Origin of the sequence: Helicobacter macacae MIT 99-5501 (genome assembly GCF_000507845.1) — a bacterium.
Classification (GTDB): Bacteria; Campylobacterota; Campylobacteria; order Campylobacterales; family Helicobacteraceae; genus Helicobacter_B; species Helicobacter_B macacae.
Genome location: NZ_KI669455.1, coordinates 415,992 through 431,593, shown reverse-complemented (window position 1 = coordinate 431,593; position 15,602 = coordinate 415,992). Strand labels below are relative to the sequence as shown.

The window sequence follows — 15,602 nt, the reverse complement described above, 5'->3', positions numbered from 1 at the left end:
TTTGGATATTTATATCTGCTAGCTCTTTTATGTATGAATTTATCTTATCTCCATTGGCTATTAGCGCAGATACATTGTCATTTACTAGGTTTGCCATAGAGGAGGATTCTAGGGATTTTTCTAGGGTGTCATTTATCGCTTCCTCTAGGGTGTTGATATTGCCCTGCATATCTTGCGAGCCATTTACTAGCTCTTGCATAGATTCTAGGCTTTCTTCCATTTGGGTGTTTATCTCATCGACTGATTGTAGGATACTTTTTATGATGACACTTGTTTCATTTACGCTTCTTTGAGTGCGCTCTGCTAGCTTGCGCACCTCATCAGCGACAACGGCAAATCCCCTGCCGTGCTCGCCCGCACGCGCCGCTTCGATAGCTGCATTTAGTGCTAGCAGGTTTGTCTGCTCGGCTATGTCTGTTATCATAGAAAGAACGGCTTGTATGTTTTGGGCTTCTTTTGCTAGATGCTCGATTTTTGTGGCATTGTCCCGCTCTTTTTCCATTGATTCTTGCACTTGGGTGTTGATTTTGGTGGTTATATCTTTGGTAGATTTTGCGTTTTTTATGGCGTTTTCTAGCTCATTTTTGGTGGCTTTTAGTATGGCGATATTCTCATCAAGCGTTTGGTTGCTTTTTTGTCCTAGCTCGGTGTTTTCCTCGCTTATGGATTGTATCTTTGCCGAGCTAGAATCAAGCCTCCTAGATACGCCCTCCAAAGTTTGGACAGCACTTTTGTTGCTATTTATCGCTACTTGAAGTCCTACAAAGACTTTATGGATAAAGCCCAAAAACGCATTCACAGATTTTGCCATTTGCCCCACGCCATCTTGGCTTTTTACTTCTATGGTTTCATTTAGGGCTTTGTGGCTTGTGATAAAATCTAGCTTGGTATTTACTGCGCTAAGATTATCTAGTATGTTTTTGGTTACAAACACGCATAGCAATATACTGATAGCGAAAGCCAAGCCATCAAGCAAAAGCACCGCCCAAAATCCAACCTGCTGTGAGGATATTTCTTGGCTTAGTATGTTTTTGATATTTAGCGTGATTTTGTCCTCTACATCTTTTAGTATGTCTATCTTTGTGGTGATAGTATCCCACCATACTTTTGCTTCCACTCCATAGTCGCCACTTTTGTGGTGGGACTTGATAGATTCTCTTATGGATTCTACCTGCTTGAAGCTAGGTTGTTCTCTAGCTTTGTCATAGATAGCCCTATCTTTGCTATCACCAAAATCCAAAAACGCCTTTTCATAGACTTCTTGCTTTGTTAGTAGGCTTACAAAAGTATCATATTGCGCATCGCTTGCGGGGGAATTTGAGCTTAGCATTGCGTTGCCTGTGGCACGCTCTAGCCCTGCACTTTCTTTGGCATACAAGAAATTTGTGTAGCTAAACATTAGTCGCAATATGTGAGAATCTTTGACAAGGCTTGTAGATTTTGCTATGGCTTCCAAAAGCGTGGAAATCGTCTTGGTGTAGTAACCGATAGTTTGTGCGATGAGTGGAGAATCACCTCTAAGTGAGTTATCGGCATTAAGCCTCGTGCTATCAAGCAAATCAAGCGCGTCAAATCCGCTTTGCAAATCAAAGCCTTTTAGCAAATCTTTTGAAGCTATTTTTTTAAGCTCCTTTAGGACAGAATCCGTGCTATTTCTTTGGGATTTTAGCTCGCTAGAAAATTTAACCCCCCTGCTTGAGAGAAATCCAGCACTTAGCCCGCGCTCTTTTTGTAGCTCGTGGATAAGGTCTGATACTTTGGCTGATATGGCGATTTGAGTGGATAGGGATTTGTTTGCGCTTAGGGAATCTTGGGTGGATTTTAGCTGCATAAGCATAAGCACGATGCAGGCGATTAGTGGCAAAAGAGTTAGGGCTATGATTTTGCTTTTTAGCGTGAAATGGTTTAGAAAGTGCATCCAAATACTCCTTGAAATGTTTTGTATGCTGTGGTTTATTATATCTCAATTTTTGTGTTTTTTTTTTTTGTATTTTGTTGTTTTCTTGTGATTGATTGTTTGAGGTTTGCTACAATTACGCCAAATTATGCGACACAAAATAACAAAGGAAATACAATGCGACAAGATAAGCAAAAAGAGCAAGAAAGTATAAAAAAGCAGGACAATGAAGCACCTAGAAATAAGCGTGTATTAGTGAAGTTTTCAGGCGAGGCATTGGCAGGAGAGAGTGGATTTGGGATTGAGCCTGCTATATTGGGCTATATAGCAGGCGAGATAAAAGAACTGCAAGAAGCAAATATTGAGATTGGAATCGTTATCGGCGGGGGGAATATTATCCGTGGGGTTACCGCTGCGCAAGGCGGAATCATACGGCGCACAAGTGGCGACTATATGGGTATGCTAGCTACTGTGATAAATGCTGTGGCTATGCAAGAAGCACTAGAGCATAGTGGGCTAGATGTGCGCGTGCAAAGCGCGATAGAAATCCAAGAAGTATGCGAGACTTATATCTATCGCAGGGCGATTAGACATCTAGAAAAGGGGAGGGTTGTGATATTTGCCGCAGGGACAGGGAATCCATTTTTTACCACCGATACGACAGCTACTCTTAGAGCCGTAGAAATCGGTGCGGACTATGTGATAAAAGCCACAAAAGTCGATGGCGTCTATGACAAAGACCCAAAAAAATACAAGGACGCAAAAAAGCTAGATAAAATGAGCTATGATGAAGCATTGGCTGAAAACATCAAGGTAATGGACGACACAGCAATCGCCCTTGCCAAAGACAACAAACTGCCAATCGTAGTGTGCAATATGTTTAGAAAAGGAAATCTAGCTGCTATCGTGCGAGATAATGCAGGAATCTGCTCGGTGGTGAAATAGCCTAGATTGAGATAGTGGAGGTAGAGATAAAGTCTTTTTGCGCGAAGTGTAGGGGGAAGTGATTTTGTGGGGTTTTTAGCTTTGGGATTTTTTGCATTTTTTTTTTGCGTTTTTTAGTTTTTTTAACATTTTTGGATTTTCGTGGATTTTTGAGGGTTTTATACAAAATCTTAAAAAAGTGTTTTGAAGTTTTTAAGGAGTGGCCGGGAGAGAGGGATTCGAACCCCCGGAGGTGTTACCCTCAACGGTTTTCAAGACCGCCGCTTTCAACCACTCAGCCATCTCCCGCAAAAAGAAAGACAAAGTAAAGAAAGACAATCAAAAATCTAGTGAAGCAAAACTTAATAAAATCGCTAATAAAATTTGGAGGCGACACTCGGAGTCGAACCGAGGAATGGAAGCTTTGCAGGCTTCTGCCTTACCACTTGGCTATGTCGCCACCTGCTAATCCTTATCTAAAATCTTGTGCAAAAACTCCTAAAAATCTGCAAAAAAAAACTTAAAAAATACAAAATCTCTTTTAGTATTTTAGCTCTGTTATTGCGTAGTTTTATTAGCAAGATTTTTGTTTTTATTCTAGGATTTAAGGGTGGTGGTGCCCGGAGTCGGACTTGAACCGACACGGAAGCAATATCCGAGGGATTTTAAGTCCCTTGTGTCTACCATTCCACCACCCGGGCAATTTATCTATAAAGAACTTAAGCAAAAGCTTGTGTATAAAAACTTAAAGTGAAAGCTATCGAAGCGTAATGGAGCGGGAAACGGGGTTCGAACCCGCGACCCCAACCTTGGCAAGGTTGTGCTCTACCACTGAGCTATTCCCGCATATCTGCCGACACAAAATCAAAAAACTACAAATAAAATCCAAAAAATAAAGCTGTAATTTTAGCAATGCTTTATGAAAAAATCAAGACTAAAAGCATATTTTTACGATTTTTGATTACAATATCGCTTTGGCTTTTACCCTATAAATGTTTTAGAACTTCTCTAATCGTAGCTTAAATTTTGGCTTTTTACGCTTTCAATTAGATTTTGTCTTTTTAGATTTTGTAAGGACGCATAAATGCACTTTGAACCATATCCATTTGAGAAGCTAAACAAACTCCTAGAAAACATAACCCCTGCAAAACCCGCTAGAAAACTTACCATTGGAGAGCCACAATTCCCCACCCCCAAACCGATAGAACAAGCCCTCATAGATTTTGCTAGCGAGCTACGCTACTATCCTGCGTCAAAAGGCGAGGATTATCTAAAAGATAGCATTCTAGGCTTTATAAAGCATAGATTTGGCATCGCGCTTAAAGCCAAAGAAATGCTCCCCACATTTGGCACGCGCGAAGTGCTTTTTAATTTCCCTCAATGGCTATTCTCCTCTATAAACGCTCCCGTGCTAGCCCACCCAAATCCGTTTTATCAAATCTATGAGGGTGCGGCGCGTGCAAGCGGTGCAAAAAGCATATATATGAATCTAACCCCTGAAAATGGCTTCAAACCAACGCTTAGCAAAGAGCAAATGAAACTAGCAAATCTTGTAATTCTAAACTCCCCCAACAACCCCACAGGCGTAGCCCTAAGCCTAGATGAGCTAAAGGGGTGGGTGCAAAACGCACTAGAATACGACTTTGTGCTACTAAATGATGAATGTTATAGCGAAATCTATCAGCACACGCCACCTAGCTCGATTCTGCAAGCCTCGCTAGAAGTAGGCAACACCGAGTTTAAAAACATTTTAGCGATAAATTCTATTTCCAAGCGTTGCTCTGCGCCGGGACTGCGAAGTGGCTTTATCGCAGGGGATAAGTCTATTTTAGAGCCTTACGCGCTTTATCGCACTTATGCGGGGCTAGCTATTCCATTGCCTTTGCAGAGGGCTGCTGCGGTGGCGTGGGGAGGAGAGTCTATAAAAATCGCAGAATCTATCCGTCAAACTTACGCGCAAAATCTAAGCCTAGCCCAAAGCCTTTTCCCAAGCGCAAATGTCGCACCTTTTAGCTTTTATATGTGGCTATTTGTGGGTGATGATTTGGCTTTCACTAAGCAACTTTATGCACAAAGCGGGCTTGTGGTGCTACCGGGAAGTTTTTTGGGGCGAGAGGGTGCGGGCAGTGGATTTGTGCGCGTGGCATTAGTCTATGAGCCTAGAATTATGCGTGAAATGCTGGAATCTTTGCTAGCGTTTTATGAGACTTATATCCAATCACGCAAGCACAACCTAAAAAGTGCCATAAGTGCAAATCTAGCTTCCCTCCCTCCACTCTCTCAAGCCAAAATTCACTTTATCGGTATCGGTGGCATAGGGATTTCAGGGCTTGCCAAATACCTAAAAGCGCAAGGCAGTATCATAAGTGGAAGCGATATAGCACACTCTCCCACCACGCACTATCTGCGCTCACTTGGCTCAAATATCACTATCCCGCACGACAAAAAAGCCATAAAAGACCAAGACATAGTCATTCACTCCGCAATCATCAAGCAAGACAACCCCGAAATCCTCCAAGCCCAAAAACGACATATCCCCGTGCTATCTCGCAAGCAAGCCCTAAGCCTAATCCTAGATTCTAAGCGCGTATATAGCGTGTGTGGTGCGCACGGCAAATCAACCACAAGTGCTATGCTAAGTGCGATTTTTAATGAGTATGGCGCGATTATCGGTGCAGAGAGTAAAGAATTTCACTCAAATGTCCGTGAGGTATCAAGCCAAAGTATCATCTTTGAAGCTGATGAGTCAGACAAAAGTTTCCTAAACTCTAATCCCTACTTTGCTGTGCTGCCAAATGCCGAACCAGAGCATTTAGAGACTTACAACCACAATATAGAGGAGCTAAGGGGTGCGTATAGGGAGTTTTTGGGCAAGGCAAAGTTTCGCGTGCTAAATAAAGAAGATGAGTTTTTGGCTTGCTTTTCAAATGATTCTAGTGCCAAAGACTACTTGCCTCATATTGAGCTTTATCCTTCAAAAGACATTAGCGAGATTTCTTATACGCTAAAAAATGACGAACCACATACGCGCTTTAAGCTAAAAGATTTGGGGGGATTTGAAGTGTGGGGATTTGGAGCGCATATCGCCCTAAATGCTTCGCTTGCAATCCTTACCGCGCTAGAATCTAGGGCAAAAGATTTACTAGAGCAAGATAGCGCGCAAAATCACAACAAATCAAATGAGCAATACTCTACCAAACTAGATTCTGCAAGCAAGAAAAAAATCCTGCAAGAAATAAGAAAAAATCTAAGCCATTTTTGTGGGATAAAAAAGCGATTTGACATACTATGCAAAGAGCCTTTGACAATCATTGATGATTATGCTCATCACCCTACTGAAATTTTAGCCACGCTTAGTTCGCTAGAGATTTATGCAGATTTGCGAAAAATCAAAGAGATTTGTATCATTTGGCAGCCACACAAATACTCGCGACTTTTTGACAATCTAGAAGCGTTTCAGAGTTGCTTTGATAGCAAATATAAACTTGTGATTTTGCCTGTGTGGGCAGCGGGGGAGGAAGCGCGTGAAGTAGACTTTGGCTCGCTTTTTTCGCACGCTAGACCTGCGCTAGCCACACGCATAGCCCGCACAAATGAGGGAATCGAAATCTATAATGGCACACATATCATAGACAAAATCACAAATGGCTTAGTGGTAGGGTTTGGCGCGGGGGATATTACCTATCAGCTTCGTGGTGTGAAGTAAATTATCACAAAGCAATCAAATGCACAAGGGAATCAAATGATAGAAATCATCTCAATCGCTCTGCTTTACACGCTTTTAGCTGCGCTTGGTATGGCGATTTTGCACAATGCTAGCATTTCACTTATCAAAAAGTTTTTTTTGGGACTTATTTGGATTTTGGCACTAGGGTTGTCAGGGTTTTATAACTACCGACAAATCTCGCCAGATAGCAACTTTATGGAGCTTGAGAGGGCGTTCAAAGAGGATAAGACGCTAAATTGCGAGGGATTTTTGGTAAATAAAAGTGATTTTAACCTCATAGGACAGACTTATATGCTTATCGGAAAAAGTGGCTCTCCTACAAGCAATATCATTATTTCGCTAGAAAAATGCACTATCATTGTCCCATCAGAGCATAATAATGAGGAGGAATCCCCCGATGGCTACAAAATCGAAGATATAGAGAGGGATTAGCCAAGTTTAAAACTTTTAGCATTGTGCTTAAAATCTTGCTGAAACAAAATCTATAAAAACAAAATCCAAAATTCTATGAAATTTCATCTAAATATTGTGAGATTTTCTCTCTCACGCTATCTTTTATAAAATCTGGGCTTAGGACTTTGATATGGGGTATGTAGTAGCAGATAAGCGGGAGGATTTCCATTTCATTTGTGATATTTAGGCAGATTTCTAGCGAGCCGTCAGGATATTTGCCAAGTGTCTTTTGCCCTTTTAGTGGCTTTCGCAAAAAATACTTAGCAATTTGCTTGTCGATAAAGAGATGCACAGGATATGGCTCATCAAGGTTAAACCATACATTATTTGCATTTTCTAGCTTTTGCTCGATATTTTGCGTGATTTCAAAATGCGTATTTAAGCGCGTGATTTGGCTTATGTCTTTTAGATAAAATTTTTTGAATATTTTTTGAGTAGGATTTATGATGTCAAACCCTAGCAAATACCAAAATCCATCAAAAAATGCTAGCTTCAAAGGCTCTAGCCTAAACTCACTAGAGTGAAACACAAAAGAGATTTGCTCCTTTGCATTTATGGCAGATTCTAACAAAGCAAAGTTTTGTAGCTCTTTTTCACCCAAAGACTCTGTGCTAAAGTGTGTAAAAATCGGGCTTGCAAACTGCGAAGATATGCTCTCAAGTAGATTGTGCGCTTTGTGATAGAATATTTCTCCTACGGATTTTGCTAGATTATCTAGCACCGATAGTGTGATTTTTTCTTGGGATTGTAGGCTATCTTTTGCTAGTTTTTCGTCTAGTAGCCAGCCTTTGCCTACTTTTATCGCACCCATTTGGCTAAGGCTATCGTGCAAATCACGCGAAATCGTCTTGGTAGATACGCCACACTCTTTGGCAAGCTGGGTAATGCCTATCCTTTGCTTTGCCTTGCTAGCATTTAGCAGTCGCTCATAGATATATGTTTGGCGTTTGATTTTGTCATTTGCAAAAGGCATTTTTATGTTTTTCATTAGCCGCCTTGTTTTGTTAGTCGCCCCGTTAGCTACTCTGTGTGAAAATCTAATTTTATAGTTTTTGTGTGATTATTTTCCTTATGATTTGAGTTTTTGTTTGTTTATGAATCTATTTGGTAGTCTTTTACCTCTTTTGCAAGTTTGGCAATCTGCGAATTTGGATTATTAAATTCTTGCTCTTTTAGCCACTCATTGACTTTGATAACTTTTTCATAGTTTTCTTTAAAATATTTTAGCGGATTGTTTTTGCAATCATATAAATTAAACCAACCTTCAAGCCACCAATCATCATCACAAAATTTTATATTTGCCAAGTTAGAATTTTTTAAAATCATTTCTCTAATATTTTTAGCTATTTTGTTTACAAAAACTTCGTTTTTATCTACAAAATTTATACAACCTTCATCTTTCTTTATACTTAGCCTTACTCCAAATGATTTATCTTTTTCATTTTCAAACATAAATCTAAAAGTTTGTCCTGACTCCTCATATCGCTTATTATAAACCACGATATTTTTCCACCAATTCGTATTTGGCGAACTGCAAAATTTTTCACACTCTTTTTTTTCTACCAATATTTTCCAATCTGTAATACTAAGTTTGTCTAATTCTGTTTGTAGTTTTTTGCAAATATGCCTCTTTGATTTTGTCGGTATTTTTTATAATCTCAAACGCCAATTTAAAATCACTTTCAAAATCCTCTGAATCTTTGAAAAAATCCGCTATACCCATTGCATTCTCCTTTTCATCTATAATGATTTTAACTATGTCCTTGTAACATTCTAGCGCGTAGTTTAGATTTGCGATATTTCCTACACCACTTTTGCTCTGACATTTTCCTATCCACTTTTCTAGAATCTCATCTGCATAAGAAATTGGTATGTAAAGCACTTTGTCATTTTCGCATTCTAAAAAATTACCATTGATTTTCCATTTATCATGGCTTTTGTCGCTTAGCTTATCTCCCATTTTTGTGAGATAAACCACAGCGATATTTTCATAGCCGTTTTCACGCAAATTATCAATATATTTTGCTATTTGTTTATCGCCATCACCCGAATCTACCTTGTTCTCCAAAATAATATGTTTTGTATCGTTGTATATATACAAATCAATGAACCCCTTATCGCATTCATTTGTTATGTAATATTCCTTTTCTACACGCGCATTTGCCGTATCGTCAAACCACTCAAGCAAATTTTTATACTCACACCCTTTTAATTGCAACGATTCTAAGAAAAATCGCAAAAATAAATCATCTTGGTAATGTGCCCCATTTGTATCCAAAAATGAATGCAAAATTCTTGTATGCAATTTTGCTTCGTCTTTTGCGCTACGAATCACAAGCAAGGGATTGTAATCATTGTTTCCGCGCTTTTTACTTTCATTTGCCTTTGCTAGATAATCGCTAAATCTACTTACAAAGCTATCAAAATCACTTTGCGTTATGGTATTTTCACTCATCTTTGTCCCCTAAAAACTAAAATTTCATAGCATCTTACCCAAAAAAAAAAAAAAACATTTTTTTTATAAAAGTTTGCCAAGATTTTTAAGAAATTTTGCAAAATCAATGTGATTAAATCATAGCAAGATTGTATCTAACCAAACATTGATTTTACTTCATCTCGCACGCAATAGACTTCATCATACAAACAATGTGCGTTTATTTGCAATCCCAAATTTTTATCAAAATCTAGCGCACTATCAGCACTTTTATCACTATCAGCATTCTTAACACTTTTAGTCCTATCCACATTATCCGTGCCCTTAGTTTTATCCGCATTTCTAGAATCTAAATTCTCATAATCTGCGTTTTGTATCTCCACGCAAAAGTCAAAATCCCCGTGCCAATGCCCAAAAAACCACTCGATTTTCCCGCTTTGCTTGAGTGCGAGCCTTTGTGCCAAAAGCTCAAGCCACACGCTATTATCATCAGGGACTAGCAATTTAAATTCTAAAAGCAAGTGCTTAGAAATATGTGGCAAGAAGCTATTTGGGCAGGTGTGCGTGATGACTATGTCGATTTTGTCTTTGAAGTTTGTGAGATTTTGCAGGGCATATTTTATCTGTGTGGGCGTGATATTTTCTGCTTCCCACCACGAGATATTTGGCTCTCTAAAGTCCTTATCCACGCTCATTGCCCCACCCATAGTAAAGACATTGCGCCCCGCGATTTGATAAATCTCGCCACGCTTTAGATGATAGGCTTTGTCCTTGATATACTCGCCCACATTGCCGCCAAATCGCTTGATAGTGCGGAGGTTTTCTAGGCGGTTGAAATTCTCGTGATTGCCATCGATAAACAAAATCGTGCAAGGAAGTTTTTTAAACTCTTTAATCAAAATCGCCTCATTTGAATCCACTTCATCGCTCCACAGCACGCCAAAATCCCCACAGATGATGACAAAATCATCTTTTGTGTAGGATTTGTTGATTGAAAAAATTTTCTCAATATCCATAATCCCGTGCGTATCGCCAAACATATAAATCGTGGGGTTGCCAATCGTAGGTTTGCTAGGGGCTGTTTGCATAAGAAGCCTTTGTTGTGAGATATTTGCGCATTTTAAAAGTCCGCGCTAGTAAAACCGTGCTTAAAATCTGCACTAGTTAGAAAAATAGATAGAGAATCTCTATATCGGTGCTTATTTGGCTTTTTAGCTAAGTATTTATAGTGCTTGTGATAAATTAGCTAAGCCTATTTTCAGCGGTTTCTTTTAAGCCACTTAGGTGGAGATAGCTCCATTGCCGAGCCATCAAATGCGTTGTCCATAAGTCGCACATTGCCTACATTCCACAAATCCAAATTTTGGTTAAAAGATTTTGCGTTATAAAAGATATTATCCATAATCAAAACTTTTGAAGTATCCCAAGAATCTAATGCTTGGTTGAATGACTCTGCGTTTGCAAACATTCTATCCATAGTTTCTACATTGCTTACGCTCCACTTATCTAGCGGCTGATTAAAGCTCTTTGCCCCAGAAAAAACCGCTATCATTTCAGGGACTTTGGAAGTGTCCCATTGATTTAGTGGCTGATTAAACGCAGTGGCATTGCCAAACATACCTTTTATGCTTATCACACTTGAAGTATCCCATTTATCTAGCGGTTGGTTAAATCTTTTTGCTCCGTGAAACATACAAGTCATACTCTCTACTTTGGATACATTCCAAGTGTTTATGTTTTGGTTGAAGTTTTGCGCATTACAAAACAAATCACGCATATTTGTAACGCTACTTGTGTCCCATTTGTCTAGTGGCTTATTGAAACTCTCTGCACCCTCAAACATACTAGCCATATTTTTTACATTTGAGACATTCCACTTGTTTATGTTGTGATTGAAATATTTTGCATTTTGAAACATACATTCCATACTAACTACACTACTTGTATCCCAGCTCTCAATCCCGCTAAAATCTGTGCGATTTGAATCCCTAAAAAGATAAGCCATATCTGTGATAGCTGAAGTGTCAATGTCGGCTAGATTTAGTGAAAAATCTAGCAGTATTTTTTCTAGCTCATTTCTTGTTTGTGGTGTGTATTTAGCCATTAGCAAACTCCTTTGTTTGAGATAAGTTATTTGAGTAAGTTTTGTTTATTTTTTAGAATCGTATCCTATCCCCCTCCACCTACTCTATGCAAACAAAGCCTAGAAAGTAAAATTATTTAAAACCCTACTTTTGTGCTACCTCTGCCGCTCTCTTTGATTTTTGATTCTGCTTGTAGTTTTGAGAGCAAATCTTGTGCGGATTTTAGCGGGGCAAATCTCGCCTCCCTAGCGATAAGTGCGAAATCCCCAAAGCAGATATTATCTAGCTTAGCAAGATGAGATTCTACACTTGCAAAATCACTAGATTTCGCACTACTTTTCACGCTAGAATCCACCGCACTAGAATCCACGCTAGAATCCCCAAAATCACACTCTAACCCCAAATACTCCGCATACATTCTAAAAGCCTTTTTTAGATTGTGCGGGCTTAGTGGGCGAAACTCTATCTTGCTATCAAACCTCCTCAAAATCGCTCTATCAAGGCAATCCAAATGATTGCTAGTAGCGATAAATACACCATCATAATTCTCCATTTGCGTAAGTAGCTCATTGACTAGAGTGCGCTCCCAAGTGTGGGTTGCTCCCTCTCTATTGTAGCCTATGCTATCGATTTCATCGATATGTAATATCGCCTCTTTTTGCTTAGCTTTTTTAAATGCTCGTGCTATGTTTTTTTCACTTCCCCCCACAAACATAGATAGCAAATCACTCATCTTGTAGCTTAGTAGCTTTTTATCGCACTCTTTTGCTAGTCTTTTTGCAAACTCGCTTTTACCACTGCCAGCACTACCATAAGCAAGCAGTCTTATTCCGCAGTTTTTGCTAGATTTTGGCACTACTTGTGCCTTGCCACTAAAGTCGAGCAAAAAATCCCTATCAAATTCTCTGCCCTCCTTTTTTGCAGCTTTTTTGGCTAGGGCTAGTGGGCTTTTGCATTTGGGCTTCTCACAAAGGGCTTTGATATTTTGGCTTAAGCACACTATGTCCGTGCTACATTCTATCAGCTCCATACTATAAGGCATTTTGCCAGACTCTTTTGCTTCTTTGGATTCTTTAGGCTTTTTGGGCTTTATGGGGGCTACATTTTTGGCACGCAGAGTTTCGTTTATGCACTTGATAAATATTTTTTGCACATCTTTTTTGGCAAACTTACTAGCCACATTCGCGCTTTTTATGAGATTGCCTTGAGTTAGGTATTGATTTGTCGCTACTGCTTCTAGTAGAGGGGTATCAAGTGTGATTTTGCGCTTATCTAGCAGCGATTGTATGAGTGAGATTTTTTTGTGTTTGGGTGGGGGCTTTATCTCACACACGATGTCAAATCTACGCAAAAACGCGGGGTCCATTTGATTGGAATTTGACACAAAAAAGTTTACTAACTTTGTGTTTTCTAGCATTGTATTTATACCTGCTTTGCGCTCTAGTGCATTATAGCATATCGTATCCTCGCATTCATCATATAGCACGATATGCTTATCACTGCTTAGGGTATGCTGCATTAGCGCAAATGCACTCATTCGTTTTTCTGCTTTTGCTCCTTTGCGCTCCTCATCATTGATGATGATATTTTTGACACATATCATTTCTTTGCCCAGCTCTTTTGCTATGACACTTACTAGCTCACTTTTGCCTACACCTGCTTTGCCATATAGAAGTATAGAGCCGTTTTTACTGCATTTGGCATAGTGAAGTAGCATATCTACTTTTTGGCGCATATAAGAAAAATCATCTAGCTTAAGTGCGCTAGGAGATTGCTTGTAGCCAATCTTTTTGATAAGCGTATTTACCGATAGTGGCACACCAAATACCAAATCCAACATATCACTAGAAAAACCACTCCCAAGATTAGAGGATATATTTACAAAACCTGTTTTTGATAGCTTGCTATCTATTTGCAATATATCTTTTATCACAGCACTCCTATATCCAAAGATACGCGATATAAGTTGCGCGTGCATAGATAGATTTATCTTATCCTCATCAAAGGCTTTAGCCCTACCATATAAGACAGAAATATATGCAAGAGTGTCGCACTCCGCACGCGAAAGCCCTATACTTTGCAAAAGCTCAAAATTATCTTTTACAAAAGCAGGGTAGCAAAACTGCGTATAATAGGGCTTAAGAAGTCTAACTGCTTCTGAAGTGCTTATGAGCTTTATCTCTTTTATGTTGTTTTCAAAGAGGTTTTCAAAGTCATATCTATCGACAAAAGAGCGTCCAAAATTGCTAGCTAGAGTGAGGGTAGCGACTTTTGCATTGTGGTTTTTCCAGTGCTCTTTTTTAGATATGTATACTTTGGGTGGATTTTTTTTCAAATCAATCTCTTTTGCTTCCCTCTTTGCTTCCCTCGCTATCGCTTCTTTTCTAGCGTAGATTTGTTTTTGATTTTTTTCTCTTTGTCGCATTGACCAAAGTTGTTGTTCTGTCATTTTGCACTCCTTATGGATTTTGTCCTAAAGCCTTTTGACAATGTAATTATGCGTATTTTAGTGGACAGGTAGTGTCCATTTATGATAGTTTTTGGAAATTTTGAAAGAGAAATTTAGGGGGTAAAATTAGAGGGTATTTTGTGGGGTTTTGCAAATCTTGTGAATTTTTGTGAAAATTTTTGGTTTTGGAAAAGGGAGGATTATATTGAAGTTATACGATGGGCTTTTTGCGCGAGATTATTTTTACGATTTTTAATCAAAATCCAAAAATACTAAAAGTAGAATTTTTGTAGCGATTTTGCACAAAAATCTAAAAGACAAACGAATTTGCCACAATAAAATCTAAATAAAAAAGCTAGCAAAATCTCAAAAATCAACTTCTATTGCTTGCTTTTGTTTGTAATACACACACTTATCATAGCCTACTTCGCGTGCTAATTCTACACATTTATCATAGCCAAATCCCACTTGATTAAGTGCGTGCGCATCGCTACCGAAAGTTATAGGAATCCCTAGCGCGTAGGCTTTTTGCAAAATCTCTTTGCTAGGATAGATTTCGCCGATTTGCTTACGCAAGCCCGCTGCATTTAGCTCGATGGACATATTTGCTTCTTTTATGGACTTTAGCGCGCACTCTAGCTCATAAGCACACGCGCTAGAGTGTGGCATAGCATAGCCAAATACTTTTAGCAAGTCGATATGCCCCACGATTTGAAACAGCCTAGATTGTGCCATTTTTGCAACACTTTGAAAATATTTTACCCAGCAAGATTCTAAATCTTTCTTAGCATACTCTGCCAAAAATGCGGGATTGTCAAACCCCCAATCATCTAAAAAATGCACCGAGCCTATGAGGTAATCTAGTGGCGCACTCAATACTCGTGATTCTAGCAAGTCCTCCCTATCAAGTATAAAATCCACCTCTAGCCCTACCAAAATCTGCATTTTTGGATTTTGCACGCTTTTTTGAGCCTGCATATTTTCGCGCAAAGAAGCAATCTCATTTATATATTCATCTATCTCATCAAGCCTCATTCGATATTCTTCATCAAACTTCATCGGTGCGTGGCAAGCAAATCCATAAATATCAATCCCAAGCTCACAAGCCTTGCTAGCAAATTCTAGTGTGCTACCGCTTGCGTGGTTGCACCTTGTGGTGTGGTTGTGTAAATCTATGCGCATTTTGTCTCTTTTTTTTGCTTAGTTGGATTTGTGTAAGTCATAGCGTCTTGCTTGAAAATAGTTTTCTAAAAATTCCTCTAGGTTGAATCGTTTGCGCGTGTTTTCGGTAAAAATATGCACCATTATTTCGCCCAAATCCGCGATAATCCAATCCTCACTCTCCTCATCAGTGCTATAAAACACCTCGCCTAGTGGCTTTAGCTCACTTCTTAGAAAATCTAGCAATGCAAAAGAGTGCTTGCCAGCAAGCGCGGTAGTGATGATGACACATTGTGCGATATAGTCTTTGTCCTCCAAATCATAGATTGCGATATTTTCGCCCTTTTTGCTATCTAGCAAATCACGGATTTTATCTGCTCTTTTTGCGATATTTGTTTGAGTGCTTGTATTTTTTTTTGTCAAATTCTCTCCTTACAATTATGCTTTTTGCTTTTAAGTGGTTTTTGGATTTC

At 39.1% G+C, this 15,602-nt stretch carries 11 protein-coding genes, 4 tRNA genes and 2 pseudogenes; 4 read left to right on the top strand and 13 right to left on the bottom strand.

What is annotated here, in order from left to right; all coding sequences use genetic code 11:
• Positions 1-130 precede the first annotated feature (130 nt).
• Positions 131-1,738: pseudogene (locus HMPREF2086_RS09355) on the bottom strand (methyl-accepting chemotaxis protein); the annotation flags it as partial.
• Positions 1,739-2,074: 336 nt separating this feature from the next.
• Here HMPREF2086_RS09355 and pyrH point away from each other — a divergent pair.
• The gene (pyrH, locus tag HMPREF2086_RS09350; RefSeq protein WP_023928582.1) at positions 2,075-2,842 is read left to right on the top strand and encodes a UMP kinase; all 768 of its coding nucleotides are present in this window, start codon (positions 2,075-2,077) and stop codon (positions 2,840-2,842) included.
• 200 nt (positions 2,843-3,042) lie between these two features.
• Here pyrH and HMPREF2086_RS09340 read toward each other — a convergent pair.
• From HMPREF2086_RS09340 to HMPREF2086_RS09325, 4 genes are all read right to left on the bottom strand, one after another.
• Positions 3,043-3,130, bottom strand: a tRNA-Ser gene (locus tag HMPREF2086_RS09340).
• 76 nt (positions 3,131-3,206) lie between these two features.
• Positions 3,207-3,281: transfer RNA gene (locus HMPREF2086_RS09335), tRNA-Cys, on the bottom strand.
• A gap of 154 nt (positions 3,282-3,435) precedes the next feature.
• Positions 3,436-3,522, bottom strand: a tRNA-Leu gene (locus tag HMPREF2086_RS09330).
• A gap of 70 nt (positions 3,523-3,592) precedes the next feature.
• Positions 3,593-3,667: transfer RNA gene (locus HMPREF2086_RS09325), tRNA-Gly, on the bottom strand.
• A 238-nt stretch (positions 3,668-3,905) separates the two neighbouring features.
• On the opposite strand from HMPREF2086_RS09325, the pseudogene HMPREF2086_RS11800 reads away from it, so the two are divergent.
• The 3 genes and pseudogenes from HMPREF2086_RS11800 to HMPREF2086_RS09310 all read left to right on the top strand — a co-directional run.
• A pseudogene (locus tag HMPREF2086_RS11800) lies at positions 3,906-5,015 on the top strand (succinyldiaminopimelate transaminase); the annotation flags it as partial.
• Positions 5,016-5,066: 51 nt separating this feature from the next.
• Positions 5,067-6,527, top strand: a complete 1,461-nt coding sequence (murC, locus tag HMPREF2086_RS09315; RefSeq protein WP_051397697.1) for a UDP-N-acetylmuramate--L-alanine ligase — start codon at positions 5,067-5,069, stop codon at positions 6,525-6,527.
• Between the two features lie 36 nt (positions 6,528-6,563).
• A complete protein-coding gene (locus HMPREF2086_RS09310; RefSeq protein ID WP_023928578.1) occupies positions 6,564-6,980 on the top strand; it encodes a hypothetical protein in 417 nt (138 codons plus the stop codon).
• Between the two features lie 73 nt (positions 6,981-7,053).
• Here HMPREF2086_RS09310 and HMPREF2086_RS09305 read toward each other — a convergent pair whose 3' ends face one another.
• The 8 genes from HMPREF2086_RS09305 to rsfS all read right to left on the bottom strand — a co-directional run bounded on the left by HMPREF2086_RS09305 (position 7,054) and on the right by rsfS (position 15,552).
• On the bottom strand, positions 7,054-7,989 hold the full coding sequence (locus HMPREF2086_RS09305) for a helix-turn-helix transcriptional regulator (protein WP_023928577.1): 936 nt from the start codon (positions 7,987-7,989) through the stop codon (positions 7,054-7,056).
• Between the two features lie 104 nt (positions 7,990-8,093).
• Complete coding sequence (locus HMPREF2086_RS09300; RefSeq protein ID WP_023928575.1) at positions 8,094-8,567, bottom strand: hypothetical protein; 474 nt, start codon at positions 8,565-8,567, stop codon at positions 8,094-8,096.
• Positions 8,568-8,586: 19 nt separating this feature from the next.
• The gene (locus HMPREF2086_RS09295) at positions 8,587-9,456 is read right to left on the bottom strand and encodes a PDDEXK-like family protein (RefSeq protein WP_023928574.1); all 870 of its coding nucleotides are present in this window, start codon (positions 9,454-9,456) and stop codon (positions 8,587-8,589) included.
• Between the two features lie 134 nt (positions 9,457-9,590).
• Complete coding sequence (locus HMPREF2086_RS11245) at positions 9,591-10,523, bottom strand: metallophosphoesterase family protein (RefSeq protein WP_023928572.1); 933 nt, start codon at positions 10,521-10,523, stop codon at positions 9,591-9,593.
• A gap of 170 nt (positions 10,524-10,693) precedes the next feature.
• Positions 10,694-11,539, bottom strand: a complete 846-nt coding sequence (locus tag HMPREF2086_RS09285) for a BspA family leucine-rich repeat surface protein (RefSeq protein ID WP_023928570.1) — start codon at positions 11,537-11,539, stop codon at positions 10,694-10,696.
• 116 nt (positions 11,540-11,655) lie between these two features.
• Positions 11,656-13,968, bottom strand: coding sequence for an AAA family ATPase (locus tag HMPREF2086_RS09280; RefSeq protein WP_023928569.1), 2,313 nt, complete (start codon positions 13,966-13,968; stop codon positions 11,656-11,658).
• Between the two features lie 366 nt (positions 13,969-14,334).
• Positions 14,335-15,150 carry a histidinol-phosphatase gene (locus tag HMPREF2086_RS09275; RefSeq protein WP_023928567.1) on the bottom strand — a complete coding sequence of 272 codons (816 nt, stop codon included), beginning with the start codon at positions 15,148-15,150 and terminating at the stop codon, positions 14,335-14,337.
• Positions 15,151-15,168: 18 nt separating this feature from the next.
• Positions 15,169-15,552: a ribosome silencing factor gene (gene rsfS, locus HMPREF2086_RS09270; RefSeq protein WP_023928566.1), complete on the bottom strand. Its 384-nt coding sequence runs from the start codon at positions 15,550-15,552 to the stop codon at positions 15,169-15,171.
• Between the last annotated feature and the right edge of the window lie 50 nt (positions 15,553-15,602).